General features: G+C 73.2%; 18 protein-coding genes and 1 tRNA gene. 7 read left to right on the plus strand and 12 right to left on the minus strand.

The genetic code is table 11. From position 1 onward, the window contains the following. Positions 1 to 39: 39 nt before the first annotated feature. Positions 40 to 1,320: an MFS transporter gene (locus ACWGQ1_RS02880; protein WP_247637673.1), complete on the minus strand. Its 1,281-nt coding sequence runs from the start codon at positions 1,318 to 1,320 to the stop codon at positions 40 to 42. Between the two features lie 69 nt (positions 1,321 to 1,389). On the opposite strand from ACWGQ1_RS02880, the gene ACWGQ1_RS02885 reads away from it, so the two are divergent. After that, on the plus strand, positions 1,390 to 2,004 hold the full coding sequence (locus ACWGQ1_RS02885) for a TetR/AcrR family transcriptional regulator (RefSeq protein ID WP_136028668.1): 615 nt from the start codon (positions 1,390 to 1,392) through the stop codon (positions 2,002 to 2,004). A gap of 9 nt (positions 2,005 to 2,013) precedes the next feature. On the opposite strand, the gene arfB is transcribed toward ACWGQ1_RS02885, so the two are convergent. The 3 genes from arfB to ACWGQ1_RS02900 form a co-directional block, all read right to left on the minus strand. After that, positions 2,014 to 2,454, minus strand: a complete 441-nt coding sequence (gene arfB / locus ACWGQ1_RS02890; protein WP_136028667.1) for an alternative ribosome rescue aminoacyl-tRNA hydrolase ArfB — start codon at positions 2,452 to 2,454, stop codon at positions 2,014 to 2,016. 50 nt (positions 2,455 to 2,504) lie between these two features. Next, positions 2,505 to 2,580, minus strand: a tRNA-Met gene (locus ACWGQ1_RS02895). 59 nt (positions 2,581 to 2,639) lie between these two features. Continuing rightward, complete coding sequence (locus ACWGQ1_RS02900) at positions 2,640 to 3,632, minus strand: helix-turn-helix transcriptional regulator (RefSeq protein WP_136028666.1); 993 nt, start codon at positions 3,630 to 3,632, stop codon at positions 2,640 to 2,642. A 62-nt stretch (positions 3,633 to 3,694) separates the two neighbouring features. Here ACWGQ1_RS02900 and ACWGQ1_RS02905 point away from each other — a divergent pair, with 62 nt between their 5' ends. The 3 genes from ACWGQ1_RS02905 to ACWGQ1_RS02915 all read left to right on the plus strand — a co-directional run bounded on the left by ACWGQ1_RS02905 (position 3,695) and on the right by ACWGQ1_RS02915 (position 6,534). Then, the gene (locus ACWGQ1_RS02905; protein ID WP_136028665.1) at positions 3,695 to 4,732 is read left to right on the plus strand and encodes an ABC transporter ATP-binding protein; all 1,038 of its coding nucleotides are present in this window, start codon (positions 3,695 to 3,697) and stop codon (positions 4,730 to 4,732) included. Then, a complete protein-coding gene (locus ACWGQ1_RS02910; RefSeq protein ID WP_136028664.1) occupies positions 4,729 to 5,508 on the plus strand; it encodes an ABC transporter permease in 780 nt (259 codons plus the stop codon). Before ACWGQ1_RS02905 ends, ACWGQ1_RS02910 begins: the two co-directional genes overlap by 4 nt. 159 nt (positions 5,509 to 5,667) lie before the next feature. Beyond that, positions 5,668 to 6,534, plus strand: coding sequence for an SDR family oxidoreductase (locus ACWGQ1_RS02915; RefSeq protein ID WP_452312293.1), 867 nt, complete (start codon positions 5,668 to 5,670; stop codon positions 6,532 to 6,534). Positions 6,535 to 6,565: 31 nt separating this feature from the next. Here ACWGQ1_RS02915 and ACWGQ1_RS02920 read toward each other — a convergent pair whose 3' ends face one another. The 5 genes from ACWGQ1_RS02920 to ACWGQ1_RS02940 all read right to left on the minus strand — a co-directional run bounded on the left by ACWGQ1_RS02920 (position 6,566) and on the right by ACWGQ1_RS02940 (position 12,446). Then, complete coding sequence (locus ACWGQ1_RS02920; protein ID WP_452312294.1) at positions 6,566 to 7,966, minus strand: DUF6716 putative glycosyltransferase; 1,401 nt, start codon at positions 7,964 to 7,966, stop codon at positions 6,566 to 6,568. Next, positions 7,963 to 8,835: an N-acetylneuraminate synthase family protein gene (locus ACWGQ1_RS02925; protein ID WP_136028661.1), complete on the minus strand. Its 873-nt coding sequence runs from the start codon at positions 8,833 to 8,835 to the stop codon at positions 7,963 to 7,965. Before ACWGQ1_RS02925 ends, ACWGQ1_RS02920 begins: the two co-directional genes overlap by 4 nt. 91 nt (positions 8,836 to 8,926) lie before the next feature. After that, positions 8,927 to 10,096 (minus strand): cytidylyltransferase domain-containing protein, encoded by a 1,170-nt coding sequence (locus ACWGQ1_RS02930; RefSeq protein WP_452312295.1) that lies wholly within the window; start codon positions 10,094 to 10,096, stop codon positions 8,927 to 8,929. A 5-nt stretch (positions 10,097 to 10,101) separates the two neighbouring features. After that, the gene (locus tag ACWGQ1_RS02935) at positions 10,102 to 11,469 is read right to left on the minus strand and encodes a polysialyltransferase family glycosyltransferase (RefSeq protein ID WP_452312296.1); all 1,368 of its coding nucleotides are present in this window, start codon (positions 11,467 to 11,469) and stop codon (positions 10,102 to 10,104) included. Continuing rightward, positions 11,466 to 12,446: a glycosyltransferase gene (locus ACWGQ1_RS02940; RefSeq protein WP_452312297.1), complete on the minus strand. Its 981-nt coding sequence runs from the start codon at positions 12,444 to 12,446 to the stop codon at positions 11,466 to 11,468. The genes ACWGQ1_RS02935 and ACWGQ1_RS02940 overlap by 4 nt, the downstream gene beginning before the upstream one ends. Positions 12,447 to 12,821: 375 nt before the next feature. Between ACWGQ1_RS02940 and ACWGQ1_RS02945 the strand changes: the two genes are divergently transcribed. Continuing rightward, positions 12,822 to 13,721 (plus strand): hypothetical protein, encoded by a 900-nt coding sequence (locus ACWGQ1_RS02945; protein WP_452312298.1) that lies wholly within the window; start codon positions 12,822 to 12,824, stop codon positions 13,719 to 13,721. Positions 13,722 to 13,765: 44 nt separating this feature from the next. Then, positions 13,766 to 14,062: a DUF4229 domain-containing protein gene (locus ACWGQ1_RS02950; protein ID WP_136028656.1), complete on the plus strand. Its 297-nt coding sequence runs from the start codon at positions 13,766 to 13,768 to the stop codon at positions 14,060 to 14,062. 108 nt (positions 14,063 to 14,170) lie between these two features. On the opposite strand, the gene ACWGQ1_RS02955 is transcribed toward ACWGQ1_RS02950, so the two are convergent. The 3 genes from ACWGQ1_RS02955 to ACWGQ1_RS02965 are packed head-to-tail and all read right to left on the minus strand — an operon-like array spanning position 14,171 to position 15,839. Next, positions 14,171 to 15,139, minus strand: coding sequence for a 1,4-dihydroxy-2-naphthoate polyprenyltransferase (locus ACWGQ1_RS02955; protein ID WP_136028655.1), 969 nt, complete (start codon positions 15,137 to 15,139; stop codon positions 14,171 to 14,173). Between the two features lie 34 nt (positions 15,140 to 15,173). After that, the gene (locus tag ACWGQ1_RS02960) at positions 15,174 to 15,464 is read right to left on the minus strand and encodes a DUF4287 domain-containing protein (RefSeq protein WP_136028654.1); all 291 of its coding nucleotides are present in this window, start codon (positions 15,462 to 15,464) and stop codon (positions 15,174 to 15,176) included. 12 nt (positions 15,465 to 15,476) lie between these two features. After that, a complete protein-coding gene (locus ACWGQ1_RS02965; RefSeq protein WP_136028653.1) occupies positions 15,477 to 15,839 on the minus strand; it encodes a cupin domain-containing protein in 363 nt (120 codons plus the stop codon). Between the two features lie 45 nt (positions 15,840 to 15,884). On the opposite strand from ACWGQ1_RS02965, the gene ACWGQ1_RS02970 reads away from it, so the two are divergent. Beyond that, positions 15,885 to 16,910: an ArsR/SmtB family transcription factor gene (locus ACWGQ1_RS02970; RefSeq protein ID WP_206252838.1), complete on the plus strand. Its 1,026-nt coding sequence runs from the start codon at positions 15,885 to 15,887 to the stop codon at positions 16,908 to 16,910. Positions 16,911 to 16,917 lie beyond the last annotated feature (7 nt).

Raw genomic sequence — 16,917 nt, forward strand, 5'->3', positions numbered from 1 at the left:
GCGGGGCGCACCGGATCACCGGGGCACCCCGCGGAGCTGTCACTCGGCGGCCACGAGCTCCGCGGGCGCCGGGCCGGAGGGTGCGGGGCGCGGGCGCTTCGCGGTGTTCGCGATGTGGGCGCGTGCCACGACGATCCCCGCGACGGCCATCAGCGCGACCCCGAGCCAGTAGGGGGCGGCGTGGCTCACGGCGGTGTAGAGGGCCGCGGCGATCAGCGGCGCGACCGTGCCCATCGCGGCGTTGAGCGACTGGGTGGCGCCACCGAGCCAGCCCTGCTCGTCGTCGCCGACGGCGTTGGACATCGCGCCGTCCATGGCGGCCTGCGCGGCTCCCTGTCCGGCGGCGAGCAGCAGCGCCCCGACGATGAACAGCCACGGCTGGGCGATCAGCGTCGCGACGACCGCGAGACCGGCCAGGCCGATCGCCTGGGCGACGATGCCGCTGAGGATCACGCCGCGCTCCCCCATCCGCGGAAGCAGGATGGCCAGCAGCACGCCCTGGATGAGGATGTCGACGATCCCCACGCCCGCCGTGAGGAGCCCGATCTGCGTCGGCCCCCACTGGATGGAGTCGAGCGCGAGGATGCTGAAGTTGTTGACGAAGAAGCCGAACGGCAGCGCGAGCAGGCCGAACGCGATCATCAGGCCGCGCAGCTCCCGGCGTCCGAAGGCCTCGCGGAACACCGCGAACGGCTGCACGGCGCGCAGCGTGATCCGCGGGATGCGGTTCTCGGGCTTCAGGCTCTCCGGCAGCAGGGAGATGCTGAGGATCGCGATCACCAGGGCGACGGCGGCGGTGAGGAACACGGGCAGGCGCAGGTCGATCGCCGCGAGGAGCCCGCCGACGGCCGGGCCGATCATGGTGCCGATGCCGGTCAGCGCTCCGAGCAGGCCGAAGCGCTGTGCACGCTTCTCCGGCGGGGTGATGTCGGCGAGGTAGGCGAACAGCGCGGGCAGGTCGCCCGCCGTCAGCCCCTGGATGACACGGGCGAGCACGAGCACCCAGAGCGCTCCGCCGATGCCGAACAGGGCCATGGAGAACGCGGCGCCGAAGGCGGCGGCGATGATGACGGGCCGTCGGCCGAACCGGTCGGAGAGCCGGCCGAGGAAGGGCGCGACGAGGAAGGCGCACAGGCCGTTGACCGCTTCCAGCACGCCGACCCAGAGGGCCAGGTCGCGCTCGTGCGAGACGTACTGCAGCACGACGAACGGCAGCACGGGGAGCACCACCGTCATGCCGATGACGGTGAGCATCGTCAGCACGATGAGCATGATCCAGGCGCGGGTGGCACCACGGACCGAGGAGATGGGTGAAGTCATATCGAAAGTGTAGCGATACCAGTTTTGGCGTCAAGCCACTTTTATACCGAGCGCGGTAGCCTGGCTCTCATGACCACCCCCGCGCCCCTCGGCCGCCGCGAGCGCAAGAAGGCCGCGACCCGCAAGAACATCTCCGACGTCGCGACGAGGATGTTCCTCGAGCGCGGCTTCGACAACGTCAGCATCCGCGAGGTCGCCGACGCCGCCGACGTCTCCCCGACCACCGTCTTCGCCCACTTCCCCCAGAAGGAGGCGCTCGTCTTCGACGAGGACGACGAGCAGCGCGACCGCCTCGTCGCCGCCGTGCGCGACCGCAGGACCGGCGTCACCATCAACCGCGCGATCCATGACTTCTACGCCGCCGAGATCGGCGCCAACCTCGACGAGCACGGAGACGACGTCGCCCGCACCTTCCTGCGCTTCCTCAACGAGACGCCGGCCCTGCGCGACTACGCGGCGAAGATGTGGCTGCGGCACGAAGACGCCCTCGCCGACGCGATCGCCGAGGAGCTCGGGCTCACCGCCCCCACGGCGGAGATCCGCGTGTACTCCCGGTTCATCCTGCAGATGCAGATCCTCGTGACCGAGAGCGACGACCAGCGCGACATCCTCGAGGCCGGATTCACCGTGCTGGAGGAGGGCTGGGGCCCCGTCGAGAAGCGGCTCACCCGCGACTCCGGCTGAGCGGCTCCCTCACTCCTCGCGCGGACGACGCCGCAGGCTCTTGACGTCGGTGCGGCGGTGCTTGGCCGTGAGCCGACGCTCCCTCGATCCGCGGCTCGGCTTCGTCGCGCGGCGCGGCGGGGCGGGCGGACGCAGGGCCTCCGCGACCAGGGCGGCCAGGCGTTCGCGTGCGGCCTCCCGGTTGCGCAGCTGCGCCCGATGCTCGGACGCCGCGATCGTCAGCACCCCGCCGACGAGCCGTCCCCGCAGACGCTCCAGGATCCGCTCGCGCTGCACCGGCGACAGGACCGCGGAACCCGCGGCGTCCCACACCAGCTCCACGCGCGAGTCCGCCGTGTTCACCCCCTGTCCCCCGGGGCCGGAGGAGCGCGAGAAGCGCCACGACAGCTCGGCGTCGGGGATCGTGAGACCGGCCGTGACGCGGAGTCCGGGTCGAGGGGCGGTGGGCATCCGTCCATCATGCGCCATGTCGTGGACGCGGACGCGAACGCCTCAGGGAGTGGACGCGACGGCGGGAGTCGAACCCGCAACGCCTCCGGATATGAGCCGGGGCCCGGGACCGCCCGGATCGCCGCGATGGCACTGACGTTACCTGGCCGTGATGTTCCCCGCCAGGGTCGTTCCCTGGGATGACCCTATGAGTCCGCGGATGACGCGGGCGTGGGAGCGTCCAGCGCCCGCAGCAGTCGCTCGACCGCCTCGCGCAGCTCCGCACGGTGCGGCTCGGGGAAGCTCGTGGTGTACTCGACGCCCGCGGGGATCCAGAGCAGTCCGTACATCGCCTCCCGCCAGTCCGCGCCGCCGAAGGGCCAGCGCGTGCGGTCGGGTCCCTCCGCCGTGGCGCCCTGTCCCCACGGCCCGAACCGCTCCTGCATCTCCGCCAGCGGCAGCTCCATCACCGCGTCGGTCTCGATCTTCTGCGGCGACCACGACGCCGCGATCAGCACCCGCTCCTCGATCTCCTGCGCACTGAGCTCGCGCCGCGCGAACAGCACCCTGGTGTGCTCGACGGACGTGATGCGGTCGACGCGGAACGTGCGCCAGTCCTCGCGGTCGAGGTCCCAGCACAGGAGGAACCACTTGCGTCCGGCCGGGGCGAGGGCATGCGGCTCCACGCGCCGCACGCTCTCCTCCCCCTGCCCGTCGACGTAGCGCAGCCGCAGCCGCTCGTGGTCGCGCGTGGCGAGCGCGATCTCGCCGATGACCACGGGCGACACCACCGGTCCCGCGCCGATCCGCGGGGGCTGCACCGCCGCGGCGAGCGCGTTCACCCGCTGCCGCAGCGCCGAGGGCAGCACCTGCTCCAGCTTCGCCAGCGCGGTCAGCGTCACCTCCGCGCCACCGACGAGCTGCTGCGTGGCGGCGACCCGCAGGCCGATCGCCATCGTGACCGCCTCGTCGTCGGTCAGCAGCAGCGGCGGCACGGCGCTCCCCGCCTCCAGCCGGTAGCCGCCGGCCGATCCCGGCGTGGACTCGACGCGATAGCCCAGCTCGCGCAGGCGGTCGACGTCGCGGCGGACGGTGCGCTCGGTGACGCCCAGTCGCGAGGCGAGCTCCGTGCCCGGCCAGTGCCGGTGCGTCTGCAGCAGGTTGAGCAGGGCGAGGGCGCGGGCGGTGGTGTCGGACATGAGCTCAGATTGGCAGACGATGCGGACAGGATGTGTCCGCGTTGCTTTCTACGCTCTCTCCCATGAACGAAACCCTCATCGAGACCGAAGGCCTGACCAAGACCTTCACCGTCAAGAAGGCGCCGGTGCACGCGGTCACCGACGTCTCCTTCAGCGCCGTGCGGGGTGAGCTCGTCGCATTCCTCGGCCCGAACGGCGCCGGCAAGTCGACGACCCTCCGCATGCTCACCACCCTGATCCCGCCGTCGGCCGGCAGCGCGCGCGTGGTCGGGCACGACATCCGCACCGACGCCGCGGGCGTCCGCGCGCGCATCGGCTACGTCGGTCAGCTCACCAGCGGCAGCTTCTCCCAGCGCGTGCGCGACGAACTGCTCAGCCAGGGCGCCTTCTACGGCCTGACGAAGCGCGACAGCGTGCGGAGGGCGGACGAGCTCATCGACTCGCTCGACCTGTCGTCGTTCGCGGGCCGCACCGTGCAGCAGCTCAGCGGCGGGCAGAAGCGCCGGCTCGACATCGCCCTCGGGCTCATGCACGCACCACCCCTGCTGTTCCTCGACGAGCCCTCCACGGGGCTCGACCCGCAGAGCCGCGCGAACCTGTGGGAGCACATCCTCGACCTGCGCGCACAGCACGGCACCACGGTCTTCCTCACCACGCACTACCTGGAGGAGGCCGACCGCTACGCCGAGCGGGTCATGGTGATGGACAAGGGCCGCATCATCGCGGACGACGACGCGGCCTCGCTCAAGGCCACCCTCGCGGGCGACGTGCTCACGTTCGGGTTCGCCGACGCCGCGGAGGCCGAGCGGGCGCGCACCGTGGTCGCCCGACGGAGCCCGGCCGAGGTCGTGCGGGACGACGCCTGCCTCTCCCTCGCGGTGCCCGACGGCGACCGGCTGCTGCCCGTTGTCGTGCGGGAGCTCGACGCCGCGGGCATCGTCGTGCAGCGCGCGACCGGAGTGCCGCCCACACTCGACGACGTGTTCCTCGCCCTCACCGGGCGCACCCTGCGCGATGCGGGCGAGGGTGCAGGATCCCCCGAGTCCACGGACGAGCCCACGCCCGCCTCCACCCCGACCACGACAGGAGTCCTCTCATGACCACCACCGACACGCTCGTGCGCCCGAACCTCGCACGCGACACCCGCCACGTGCTGACGCGGGAGCTCAAGCCCGTGGTGCGGGACCCGTTCACCCTGATCTTCAGCCTGCTGCAGCCCCTGGTGTTCCTCGGGCTGTTCGCCCCGCTGCTGATCGGCCAGTCCGGACAGCCCGCGGGCGAGACCCTGTCGTGGTTCGTGCCGGGCGTGCTGGTGATGATCGTGCTGTTCGGCACCGGCGCCACCGGGTCGAACCTCCAGTACGAGATGATGACCGGCTCGCACGAGCGCACCCTCGTCGCCCCGCTCGCCCGGTCGTCCCTCCTCGTCGGCCGCGCATTGAAGGAGATCGCGCCGATCGTGGTGCAGGCCCTCGTGATCGTCCTGATCGCATGGCCGTTCGGGTTCGCGGTCGACGTGCCGGGCCTGCTGATCGGCCTCGCGCTGCTCGCCGTGTTCGGGGTGGGCCTCGGCTCGCTCTCGTACTCGCTCGCGCTCGCGACCAAAGACCGGGAGTGGCTGTTCTGGGGCGTGCAGCAGTCGCTCATCTTCCCGCTGCTGATCCTGTCGGGGATGCTGCTGCCGCTCGACGCCGCGCCGGACTGGATGCGCGCGGTCGCGACGGTCAACCCGGTGAACTGGGTCGTGCAGGCGGAGCGGGCGCTGTTCGCCGGGGACCTGGGCGACCTCACCGTGCTGTGGGGGTGGATCGCCGCACTCGCGGTGGCCACGGTCGGCCTCGTGGTGGGCGTGCGCGCCATCCGCCGCAGCAACTGACCCGCGCTCGACGCCCGCGACGGCGGCCTCGATTCTGCGGGGCCACCGCCGCGGGCATCGGGTCGCTAGCGCCGCCACCCGCCGCCGTCAAGCGCATCGACCGTGCTCCGTCGGCCCTCGTATCGTCGCCCGCACGACCACGAGCAGCAGGAGGGCCGCATGTCCGAATCGCAGCACAACGACAAGACGCCGACCACGGGCCTGGAGTCCGGGGAGCCGCAGGCGCGCCTGGAAGCCGAGGCCCGACGCGCGATCGTGACCGGCGCGGACTCGGGCATCGGCCGCGCGACCGCGGTCGCCCTCGCCGCGGCCGGCATCGACGTGGGCATCACCTGGCACAGCGACGAGGCCGGCGCCCAGGAGACCGCGGAGGAGGTGCGCAGCCACGGCGCTCGGGCCGTGGTCGCCCGCCTCGACGTGGCGGACATCCCCGCGTGCGGCGACGCGGTCGACGGCCTGATCGCCGAGCTCGGCGGGGTGGACGTGTTCGTCAACAACGCCGGAGCGGGACTGCAGACCCCGTTCCTCGACGTGACCCTCGACGAGTGGAACCGCGTGGTCGACACCGACCTCACCGGCGCGTTCGTGTGCCTGCAACGGGCGGCGCGGGCCATGGTCGCGGCCGGACGCGGTGGCCGGCTGATCGCGGTCACCAGCGTGCACGAGCATCAGCCGATGGTCGGGGCGAGCGCGTACGACGCCGCGAAGCACGGGCTCGGCGGCCTCATGAAGAACCTGGCGCTCGAACTCGGTGCGCACGGCATCAGCGCGGTGAGCGTGGCCCCCGGCGAGATCGCCACACCCATGACCGGGCAGACCGACACCGACCCGCACACGGAGGACCGCCCCGGCATCCCGCTCGGACGACCAGGGGACGCGCGCGAGGTGGCCGCGCTGATCGCCTTCCTGGCCTCGCCCGAAGCCGCCTACATCTCCGGGGCCTCGGTCGTGATCGACGGCGGCATGCTGCACATGGGCCCGCAGGCCGGCGCCGCGGTCGAGAGCCACGACTGGCGCCGCCTCTGACGCACCACGACCCGGATGGACGAGGCGGGGCTCAGCGACGCAGCGAGTCGGCGAACGGGTTCGGCTCGAGCGTGTAGTCCGTGGACGGGTCCGCCCACGTGGAGGCGCCCTCCGGACTGCGGCGAGCGCGGACGCCGGACAGCAGCCGCACCGCCGGGGCTCCGACCGCGAGCGCGAGCCGTCCGGAGATGCTGCGGTCCTCCCGTCCGAGCACACTCGCCCGGTGCCAGGCCTCGTGCAGCGCACCCCCGCGCGCGGCGGGCACCCGGCGCGGAGGCAGCGCGCCCGCTCGGCGCAGCGCGACCAGCTCCTGCACCCGGTCCCACCAGTCCGACTCGGCGGCGGGGTGGAAATAGTTGTCGCGCAGCCAGGCCGGGTGCGGGCGCCGGAAGCGGCCGGCGACGACCTCGCCCGCCCCGCCCAGCAGCCCGCTGCCGACGAAGACCGTGTTGAGCAGGCTCTTGCTCACCCCGAAGCGGTCGAGCGCGATGACCGGCACCCCGTGCGCCAGCGCCTCCACGGCGGCGGTCGAGCTCACGGTGACCAGCCCGGCCGCCGTCTCCAGCGCCGTGTCCATCGGAGCGTGCGAGAACACGAGGTTCCGCGGCCGCGCGGCCCCGAAGAGCCCGGTGTAGGGCTCGCGGTCGAGGTGGGTCTCCGCCTCGCCCTGTCGCGCACGCAGCTTCACCACCACGCGCCGGTCGGGGTCGGCCTCGGCGGCGCGCACCAGCAGGGCCGCGATGTCGGCCCTCGCCGCGCGATCCGCGGGCACCAGCGCCTGGGCGGCGAAGACGACGTCCGTGGCACCCGGCCGCGGCTCCGCGTCGGCCACCGGCTCCGTCGGGCGGTCGGCGAGGGCGGTCCGCGGCGCCCCTCCGGCGAGGATCCGCGCCTCGGCACGCTCCGCCCGCCTCCGGCCGCCGTGCGGGCCCCGTGCGAACGGAAGGGTCGCGAGCGCCAGCGGCACCGGCACCCCGATCCGCTCCCCCAGCTCGGCGAACGCCCTGACCTCGCGGTGGGAGTGCACGATCAGCAGGTCGGTGTGACGCCGGTACTCCAGGGCTCCGCGCTGCGCCGGGATCGCCATACCGGGCAGCCCCGACACGACGACGGGCCGGTGCGCGAGCGAGTCGATCACGCGTCCGAGCAGCCGCACGAACGGCCCGCGACCGGCGAGCAGCACCGCGTCGGGCCGCTGCCGGTCCAGCCACGCCGCCACCTGCGCGAGGTCGAGCCGGGTGACATCGGTCGCCGCGACCCCGGTGCCCTCCCGCGCCGCGCGCTCCTGCTCCGCGCTCACCGTGAGGGGCGTGCGCACCAGCAGCAGCTGCGGGCGCAGACCGGGCACCGCGCCGAGCAGCGAGGCCGACCACTTCACGAACGAGTCGGCATCGGCGACCGCGACCACGCGCAGCCCGGAGGCGTCGGTCATGCCGGCACGCGACGCAGCTTGGCCATGGGGGCGCGCTCGCTGTCGAACACGCGCTTCACGCCGTCGCCCACCGCCCGCTCGATCACCCGGATGTCGCGCACCAGGTGCTCGAGTCCGGTCGGCTCCAGCGACGCGGCGTGGTCGGAGCCCCACATCGTCCGGTCGAGCGTGATGTGCCGTTCGACCGCGACGGCGCCCATCGCGACCGCGGCGAGCGAGATCTGCAGGCCGCGCTCGTGGCCCGAGTATCCGACGGGGATGCCGGGGTAGCGGTCGCGGAGGGTCGCGATGACCCGCAGGTTCGCCTCCTCCGGCTCCAGCGGATACGTCGAGGTCGCGTGCATCAGCACGACCCGGTCGGTGCCGAGGGTGTCGAGGGCGCGGTCGATCTGCTCGATCGTGGACATGCCGGTGGAGAGGATCACGGGCTTGCCCGTCTCGCGCAGCGCGGTCAGCAGCTCGGTGTCGGTCAGGCTCGCGGAGGCGACCTTGTGCGCCACGACGTTCAGCTCCTCCAGGAACGCCACGCTCGGCACATCCCACGGCGACGCGAACCAGTCCAGCCCGAGCAGCGTGGCGTGGTCGCCGATCTCGACGTACTCGTCGCGGCCGAACTCGACCCGGCGCCGGTAGTCGAGATAGCTCATGACACCCCACGGCGTCTCCCGCGGTACATCGCGCATGTGCTCCGGCGTGGAGATCTCGGGGGTGCGCTTCTGGAACTTGACCGCGTCGGCCCCGGCCCGCGCCGCGACGTCGATCAGTCGCTTGGCGATGTCCACGTCGCCGTTGTGGTTGAGGCCGATCTCCGCGATGACGTAGGCCGGACGGCCGCCGCCGATCACACGCGAGCCGATGCTGACAGTCATGAATCCTCCGGTCGTCGAGCGGGTTGCCGCCGTCCTTCCTGAGTACGCGCCGCGGGTGAACGGCCCTCGACCGGAGGGTTACCGGGGGCGGTCAGCTCGACAACACGCGTTCGACGAGCTCCCTGACCGCACCGTCTCCCCCGCGGCGGTGCAGCACGACCCTGGCCTCGGCCCGCACGAGCGGGTGCGCGTCGGCGACGGCGACCGGCCACCCGACGATGCGCATCGCCGGGAGGTCGTTCACGTCGTTGCCGAGGTACGCGATGTCGGCGAGCGGCATGCCCTGCTCCTGCGCCCACCGCCGCAGCGCGTCCTCCTTGTCGTCGATGCCGTGCAGCACGGGGACGCGCAGCTTGTCGGCCCTCGCCCGCACGACCGGGTTGACCTCGGTGGAGAGGATCAGCATCGGCACGCCGGCGCGGCGCAGCAGCGCGACGCCCATGCCGTCCTCCCGGCTCACCCGTACCCGCTCCCCTCCGTCGGCGTCGACGATCGCGGTGTCGTCGGTGTGGACGCCGTCGAAGTCGGTGACCACCGCGCGCACCGGGATCCGCGCGGGAGTCTCACGCAGGGCCGCCAAGGCCCGCGCCGCCGCGAGCTGCTCCGCGTCGTCGATCTCGATCGCGCTCCACTCGGGCACCGCGATGATGCGGGTGCGGCCGAAGAAGCGGTGCCGGCTGCGGCGGAACCCGTCCGCCCGGAACACGTAGAACGCCCCGGTCTCGAGGTGATGCGGCTCACGGTCCTGGCGCCGTGGACGGTGGCTCGCGTCGTGGTTGAGCGCCTCCGCCTCCCCGTCGGGCCCCGTGCGCCACAGGAAGCCGTACGTCTCGACGGCCGCGAACGCGCTGTCGGCCGTGCCCTCCCGCACGGCCTCGACGGCGGCGGACAGCTCCACGCTCGGCACGAAGGGCGACGTGGCCTGCACGAACGCGACGACCGCGAACGACTCTCCCCGGCGCTCGAGCTCGTCGAGCGCGTGGAGGATCGCCGCCTCGGACGACGCGGTGTCGCCCGACAGCTCCGCGGGGCGCCGGACGATGCGCGCGCCCGCGGCCTCCGCGACCGCCGCGATCTCGTCGTCGTCGGTGGAGACCACGACCGCATCGATGCCCGCGGCGGCCGTTGCCGCGTGCACGGCCCTGGCCACGAGCGGCACCCCGCCCACGCGCTCCAGGTTCTTGCGCGGGATCTGCTTCGACCCGCCGCGCGCCGGGATGATCGCCACCGTCCGCGGCGCTCCCTCGTCTGTCTGCTGCATGCTCGTCATCCTCCCCGGATCTCCCGCCACGCGCGACCGGCGCGACGCCGTGCCCCGATCGCCGTCAGCCGCCACTCCTCGATCCGCCCGATGCCGCCCGCGGGGTGCCGCAGGCGCTGTCGCAGGGTCGCGGGCGCGGCGCCGGGCAACCGCAGCTGCGTGAGGCGTTCCGCCGAGAAGTACCGGCGGCGCTCGTCATCGTCGAGGTCGCGCAGGAACTCCTCCGCGCGCTCCCGCAGGTGCTCGGCGACGAGCGGCTGCATGGCATAGCCGACCGCATCGACGAGGCGCTGCAGCTCGGGCGGCTCCGGGCTCGGGGCGTCGGTGCGGGTGAGGGCGTCGACGATCGTGAGCGGGATGCGGTTGCTGTTCTCGAACGGAGCGAGCGTGCCGAGCAGGTCCGCGGTCCCGGCGGCACCGATGTCGCGGCCGAACACCGTGTGCACGGTCGGCAGCGCGGTGGAGAACGCCGCGACCACGGCTCGCGCATCGAGGCGTTCGGCCGCCAGCTCCGCGGGCCCCGTGCCGCGGTGCTCCTCGAACGCCATGCCGAGCGACTGCGCCCTGGCACGGACGGCATCGGTGAGCAGGGGTGGCGCCGCCGGATGGGGCTTGAACACGATGCGCTCCGGCTCCCACGCAGCCGCCCGGTCGACCAGGCTCTGCTGCAGCGCGATCTCCTGCGCCGGTGTCTGCAGTTCGAGCGCCGACAGGTACTGCCCGAGCACCAGCACGGTGGACGGTCCCGGCTCCGGGTCCGCCGGCACCGTCGGCACCTCCGGCGTCGCGGTCTCGCGCAGCGCCGCCGCGAAGGCCGCGCGCGGCACCGGCACGGTCTCGGCGGTCGGCGACGCGACGAGCGGACGCACGCCGGGCACGACGTCGGCGTAGACCACGCGGCCGATCCGTGCCGTCACGGTGTGCGGCAGCCGCACCCGCATCGGCGCATACGTCATGAGGCCGTCGCCCACGATCGTGAGACGCGCGTCGGGAAACAGTCCGAACAGCGTCCGCGCCGGAGCGACCTGCGGGCTCTGCACGCACAGCTCCAGGTCGCGGGGGTCGATGCCCCAGGCCCGGGCGATCAGCCGACCGAGCACGGGCAGTTCGCCCTCCGGGGGCTCCCACGCGCTGGGGTGCAGCGGGCCGAGGAGGTCACTCAGCGGCTCGATGCGGTCGAACCGGGCGCGCAGCCGACCCAGGGCCGGGTCGGCGTCGATGCCGACCGCGAGCTCGGGCACGCGCGACGAGGTGAACGGCACCAGCACCTGCTCAGGGCGCGCGGCGGTCGGCCCATCGAGGAGGCCGCGGTCGATCGCCGCGACGGCGGTCGCGAGACCGTAGGCGCTGTGCAGCGCGAAGACCCGCGTCACGGCGTGTGCCCCGCACGTCGGAGCGTGCGCGCGAGCACGCGGCGCCGGGGCGCGTCGAGCCGCTCGACCACCGCGGCGACCTCCGGCGCGGGGAGACCGCGGAGCAGCTCGCGGATGCGCGACCGCATCTCCGCGCGCACCGGCGGCGACATGCGCCGCGAGCGCACCAGGTGGTGAGAGCTGAGCGCGAGCGCGGTCCACACGGCCTTGGGCAGGAAGCGCTCGGCGTCGCGGTCGCGCTGCGCCAGGGCGACGACCTGGGACAGGGCCTCGGCGAAGTCGAGCTGCCGCAGGTCGGCGATCTGGGTGAGCGAGCCCGCGACGCCGCGGCGGTAGAGCAGCGCCGGGGCGTCGACGACCGCGAACGACGAGGCCTCCAGGTGCAGCCGCCAGATCCACGGCCGGTCCTCCGCGGTGAACAGTCCGGGCGGGAACCCGGCCAGGCCGCGGTCGAGGAGGCGGCGGTGGAACAGCCCGGCCCAGGCGTACGGGTAGTCGACCATGGTCGGCTCGTCGGCGGGCAGGATGGCGCTCCGCGGCGAGGCGACGGTCTCGCGCCAGGGGAACGGCGCGCGCACCAGCGTGCGGCGGGTGCCGGTGACGGTCACGTGATCGGTGCGGACGAAGTCGCAGCGCAGCGCGCGCAGGCGAGAGGCCAGCACGGCCAGCCGCCGCGGCTGCAACCAGTCGTCGCCGTCGAGGAAGCAGAACGCCTCGCCCTCGACGAGCGCGAGACCCTGGTTGCGGGCGCTCGCCAGGCCGCGCGGCGTCGGGTTGTGCACCACCCTGGCGCGCGGGAACCGGTCGGCGTAGTGCTGCATGAGCGCGCGCGTGTCGTCGCGGGAGCCGTCGTCGATCGCCACGAGCTGCAGATCGTGCGGGTCGTCGAACTGCCGGGTGAGGGTCTCGAGGGTCGTCCCGATGTAGGGTCCGGCGTCCTTCGCGGGAAGGATGACGGTGACGAGGGGCGTGCGCACGGAACTCCCGGGGTGGGCGGTGTGCGGAGATCGTCGCAGTCGCGCGTGTCCGGTCGGCGACGTCACGGTGAACGGCGGGTGACGCGAGGCGCGGCAGGCACAACGCTGAGGTGTGGTCCGCACCCGAACGAACCACACCCCCAGTGCGTTGCACTGCCGGGTGCGAGCACCCGGGAAACCGACACCGTGCGGTGCCGGCCCACCCCGCGGTTTACTGGCCCCCACCAGCGGGCCGAGGGGTGTGCGTCGAGAGCGACTCCATGAAGATCAACACTCAACACGTAACATGATACATACCTCTCCACGAGATGCCGAATCGATGCGGGGAGCCGCGTCGATTGGCGCGGTCACCCGGCATCCGCGACCATGGAGCCCATGCTCTGGCCGTTCGGAACGATCTGGCGACCGGTGCGACGGCGCCGCCGGAGCACCGGGATCGACCTGCGCTGGCTGTCCGCGCGCACGTGGACCGAGCGCTGGTATCCCCAGGGCATCGACGTGGGCCGGCTGCGCGGACGACGCACGCTCGCGGTGAGCTGGTTCCGCCAGGACAGGGCGGGCCGCCACCTCGCTTCCCGGGTCACGATGATCGACCTCGACCGGTCGCGTCACCTCGACGTGGTGCTCGCCGTCCCCGGGGAGGACGGCCGCCTGGAGCCCGCCCCAATCCACGCCGGCGGCCTCGCGTGGTTCGACGACCGCTTGTTCGCGGCGGCCACGGGCCAGGGGATCTGGGAGTTCGACCTGGCGCGGCTCCGCCGGGTGCGCGGCTCCGACGCCCACCGCCTGGCCGGGAGCCGCCGCCGCGGAGGTCGCAGCACCGTGCTCGTCGCCGTGCGCACGGCTCAGCACCCGGTCGACCTCCGCTGCTCGTTCCTCGGGCGGGTGTTCACGGCCGACGGCACTCCCCTGCTCCGTGTGCTCATCGGCGAGTACCGCGGGAACGACCGCGGCGTGGTCGGCGAGTTCGACATCCCGAGCGCCGCGCAGCCCCGCTTCGTGGAGCGCGACCGGGTCGCGCCCGGCCTCCGGCACCTGCAGGGCGCCGTGCGCTGGGGCGAGACGCGCTTCGTGTCGCAGTCCGATCTGCTGCACCCCGGAGCCCTGTGGACCGATCGCGACGGTTCCTGGCGGCGACACCCCGTCCCACTGCCCGCCGGGTGCGAAGACCTCGCCCTCGACCCCGAGGCGGGGGTGCTCTGGACGCTCGGCGAGCACCCGTGGCGACGCGTCGTCCGCGGCATCCCCTTCTCCGCGCTCGACCTCCCCGGGTGAGCGGCGGCGGCTGGCACATCGGCGGGCGAACGTAGACTGAGGGAGTGAAGAAGCCCGCCCCCCTCCTCGTCTACACCGTGCTGCGCCTGCTGGCATTCCTCGTCCCGCTGGCGATCCTGTGGTTCTTCTTCCCGATCTTCCGCGAGTTCTGGTGGCTCGCCGCCATCTTCGCCGCCCTCATCGGGGCGAGCATCTCGATGCTGTTCCTGCGCACGCCGCTGTCCGACGCCTCGGCGCGTCTGCACGAGCGGCGCGAGGGCCGCGTGTCGGGTCAGCAGGCCGATGCCGATGCGGAGGACGAGGCGATCGACGCCGCCCCCGACGAGACGCGCCGCGACTGAGCGCTCCCGCGGTCAGCCGACGGACGCGGAGATCGCGACGGACGCCCGGATCACGACGGACGCCGAGATCAGCCGACGAACGCCGAGATCAGCCGACGGACGCCGAGATCAGCCGACGAACGCCCAGAACAGCGCGCCCGCGTAGAGCAGCGACGTGAGCGAGGTCAGGGCCAGCGCCGTCACCAGCTCCCGCGGCTGACGGTACGTCCAGACGATCAGCACAGCGGGCAGCCCCGCCAGCAGCGCGAGCAGCGCGATCCACGCGATCGGGAACAGCAGCGCCAGGAACACCGCGATCCCGAACGGCGCGAGGACGAACAGGGTGAACAGCACCTGGGTCGCACGCCGCCCGATCAGCACCGTGAGCGTGCGCTTGCCGACGGCGCGGTCCTGCTCGATGTCGCGGAGGTTGTTCGCCAGCAGCACCGCGCACGCGAACAGGCCGGCCGCGATCGCCCCGAGCCACGCCTGCTGCGGGAGCGCGAAGATCTGCACCCACGTGGTGCCGAGCGTCGCCACGAGCCCGAAGAACACGAAGACGAACACCTCGCCCAGGCCGTAGTAGCCGTAGGGTCGCTTGCCGCCCGTGTAGAACCACGCCGCGACGATGCACGCGGCGCCGATGGCCAGCATCCACCACTGCTCCGTGCGCACCACGATCGCGAGGCCGACCGCCGCGGCGAGCGCGAAGAACACGAGCCCGATGATCAGCACGGTGCGCGGCTTCACCCGCCCGGAGGCCGTCAGCCGCGCCGGACCGACACGGTGGGCGTCGGTGCCGCGGACCCCGTCGCTGTAGTCGTTCGTGAAGTTCACGCCGATCTGCAGCAGCACCGCGACCGCGAGGCACGCGAGGGCGATGACCCAGTGGAACTCGGGCCCCGTGCTGCGCGCGGCGCCCGTGCCGATCACGACCGGCGCGACCGCCAGCGGCAGGGTGCGCAGTCGCGCGGCACCGATCCAGTCGGAGACGGTGACCGGACCGGCCTCGACCGCGGGCCGCTTGGCCGGGTTTCCGCTGGTGTGCGGTCGGGTTCGGGTGCCGCTCTTCTTCTTGCGCCGGGAGGATGCTGCCACGCTCGAAATCCTAGTCCGCGCGGCGCGGGGACCCTCAGCGGTGCGGGTTGCTGTCCTTGCCGTCGAGCCACAGGGTGTCGGACGCATCGCTGTGGGAGCCTCCCGTGCCGACGTGCTTGTCGCTGATCTTCGGTCCCTTGAGGATGACGTGGGTCATGGCCTGCGCGTGACCGTGGCCGAGGCCGTACTCCTGCTTGAGCCACGTGAGCACGACCGTGGACTTCGTGCCCTCGTCGAAGCCCTGGGCGCGGGCGAGCTCGATGAACTGGCGGGGCGTGAGCCCGGTCTGGGTCTCGACCTTGTCGAGGTAGGCCTGGAAGGACATGGGTTCTCCTGATCAGTCGTTGTCGAGGAAGGTCTGGACGATGGTGGCGGAGGCGTGGATGCACAGGATGCGCAGCAGCCCGTCCCCCGCGTTCGTGAAGCCGTGCGGCGTGAAGGCGGCGACCGTGGCGGTGTCGCCCGGTCCGGCGAGGAGGATCCGGTCGCCGACGCGGAGGCGGACGGTCCCCTCCAGCACCACCCAGGTCTCCGAGTACGGGTGCCAGTGCAGCCCTGGACCCTCGCCCGGCTGATTCTCGACGAAGAAATAGGAGACGTCGGCGCCGTGCTCGGCCCCGACGAACCGGCGGCTGCGGCCGGTGCCGATGCGGAGGACGGCGTCGCGGACGAGCGACGAGGGAGCGGGTGCGGTGGTCATGTGCCCAGTCTCGACAGCGCACCCGCGGGCCCCTAGTGTTTCGATGTGGATCGAAACTCAACGCCCATCGAGGGGCGGGAGCATCCTGACCACCGGGTCGAGTTCCACCTGAGTCCCGGTGACATGGAGGCGGTGCGCTTCGGTGTCTCCCCCGGCCACGAACTGGCCCACGCCGTCCGCGCCCTCCTCCGCCCGGCGGCGCATCCGCTCCAGTGGGGGTGGCTGCGCGTCGTGCGCGAACGGCTGCCGCGCGACGGCTTCGCGCTGCTCGCCGCGGTGATCGGCGACGACGGCTACCTGCCCGACTTCCTCACCACGACCCCGCGGTGGGACCTCACCCCGGAGGCGGAGCTCGCGGCGCTCCGCACGACCGCGCTGGAGCCCATGCGCGTGGACCTCGGGAAGATGGTGCAGCGCTCCGCCGGCCGTCGACGCGAGGCGCTGCGGGACATGCGGGACGATCCGGCGCGGGCCAGGGCGCGGATCGCCGACGCCTGGTCGGAGCTGTGGGAGGTGGCGCTGCACCCGGTCTGGCCGCAGCTCGAACGACTCCTGCGCGCAGACATCGCGGTGCGGGCGCGCGCGATCGCCACGTCGGGCATCGCGGGGATGGCGAGCGACCTGCATCGGCAGGTGTCGTGGGGCGACGGCGCCGTGCGGGTGTCGCTGCGGCGGCACAGCGAGCGCGTCGACTGCCGCGGCAGCGGACTGGTGCTCGTGCCCTCCGTGATGTCGTCGTGGGGATGCATGGTGCTCACCGAGCCGCCCGCGCAGCCGACCCTCTTCTATCCGGCCCGCGGGGTCACGGCCGGGTGGGCGCGCGACACCACCGAGGTCGAGTCGGCCCTGGGCGCCCTGCTCGGCCCGGCCCGCGCCGGCATCCTGCTGCGGGCGGGCGCCGAGCGCACCACGTCTCAGGTCGCCGCGGAGGCCGGGATCGCGGTGTCGACGGCGTCGCACCACCTGACCGTGCTGCGGGAGTCGGGGCTGATCGCGAGCGAGCGCCGCGGCAGCCGCATGCTGCACCTGCGCACCCCGCTCGGCGAGGCCGTGGTCGGCGCGGCGCTCTGACGCGGGC

It is taken from the genome of Microbacterium sp. NPDC055599 (genome assembly GCF_053618975.1).

Bases quoted from the DNA above. Each gene is read 5' to 3' on its own strand.
- ACWGQ1_RS02880 (WP_247637673.1), bottom strand. From the start codon at position 1,320: ATGACTTCACCCATCTCCTCGGTCCGTGGTGCCACCCGCGCCTGGATC.
- ACWGQ1_RS02885 (WP_136028668.1), top strand. From the start codon at position 1,390: ATGACCACCCCCGCGCCCCTCGGCCGCCGCGAGCGCAAGAAGGCCGCG.
- arfB (WP_136028667.1), bottom strand. From the start codon at position 2,454: ATGCCCACCGCCCCTCGACCCGGACTCCGCGTCACGGCCGGTCTCACG.
- ACWGQ1_RS02900 (WP_136028666.1), bottom strand. From the start codon at position 3,632: ATGTCCGACACCACCGCCCGCGCCCTCGCCCTGCTCAACCTGCTGCAG.
- ACWGQ1_RS02905 (WP_136028665.1), top strand. From the start codon at position 3,695: ATGAACGAAACCCTCATCGAGACCGAAGGCCTGACCAAGACCTTCACC.
- ACWGQ1_RS02910 (WP_136028664.1), top strand. From the start codon at position 4,729: ATGACCACCACCGACACGCTCGTGCGCCCGAACCTCGCACGCGACACC.
- ACWGQ1_RS02915 (WP_452312293.1), top strand. From the start codon at position 5,668: ATGTCCGAATCGCAGCACAACGACAAGACGCCGACCACGGGCCTGGAG.
- ACWGQ1_RS02920 (WP_452312294.1), bottom strand. From the start codon at position 7,966: ATGACCGACGCCTCCGGGCTGCGCGTGGTCGCGGTCGCCGATGCCGAC.
- ACWGQ1_RS02925 (WP_136028661.1), bottom strand. From the start codon at position 8,835: ATGACTGTCAGCATCGGCTCGCGTGTGATCGGCGGCGGCCGTCCGGCC.
- ACWGQ1_RS02930 (WP_452312295.1), bottom strand. From the start codon at position 10,096: ATGCAGCAGACAGACGAGGGAGCGCCGCGGACGGTGGCGATCATCCCG.
- ACWGQ1_RS02945 (WP_452312298.1), top strand. From the start codon at position 12,822: ATGCTCTGGCCGTTCGGAACGATCTGGCGACCGGTGCGACGGCGCCGC.
- ACWGQ1_RS02960 (WP_136028654.1), bottom strand. From the start codon at position 15,464: ATGTCCTTCCAGGCCTACCTCGACAAGGTCGAGACCCAGACCGGGCTC.
- ACWGQ1_RS02965 (WP_136028653.1), bottom strand. From the start codon at position 15,839: ATGACCACCGCACCCGCTCCCTCGTCGCTCGTCCGCGACGCCGTCCTC.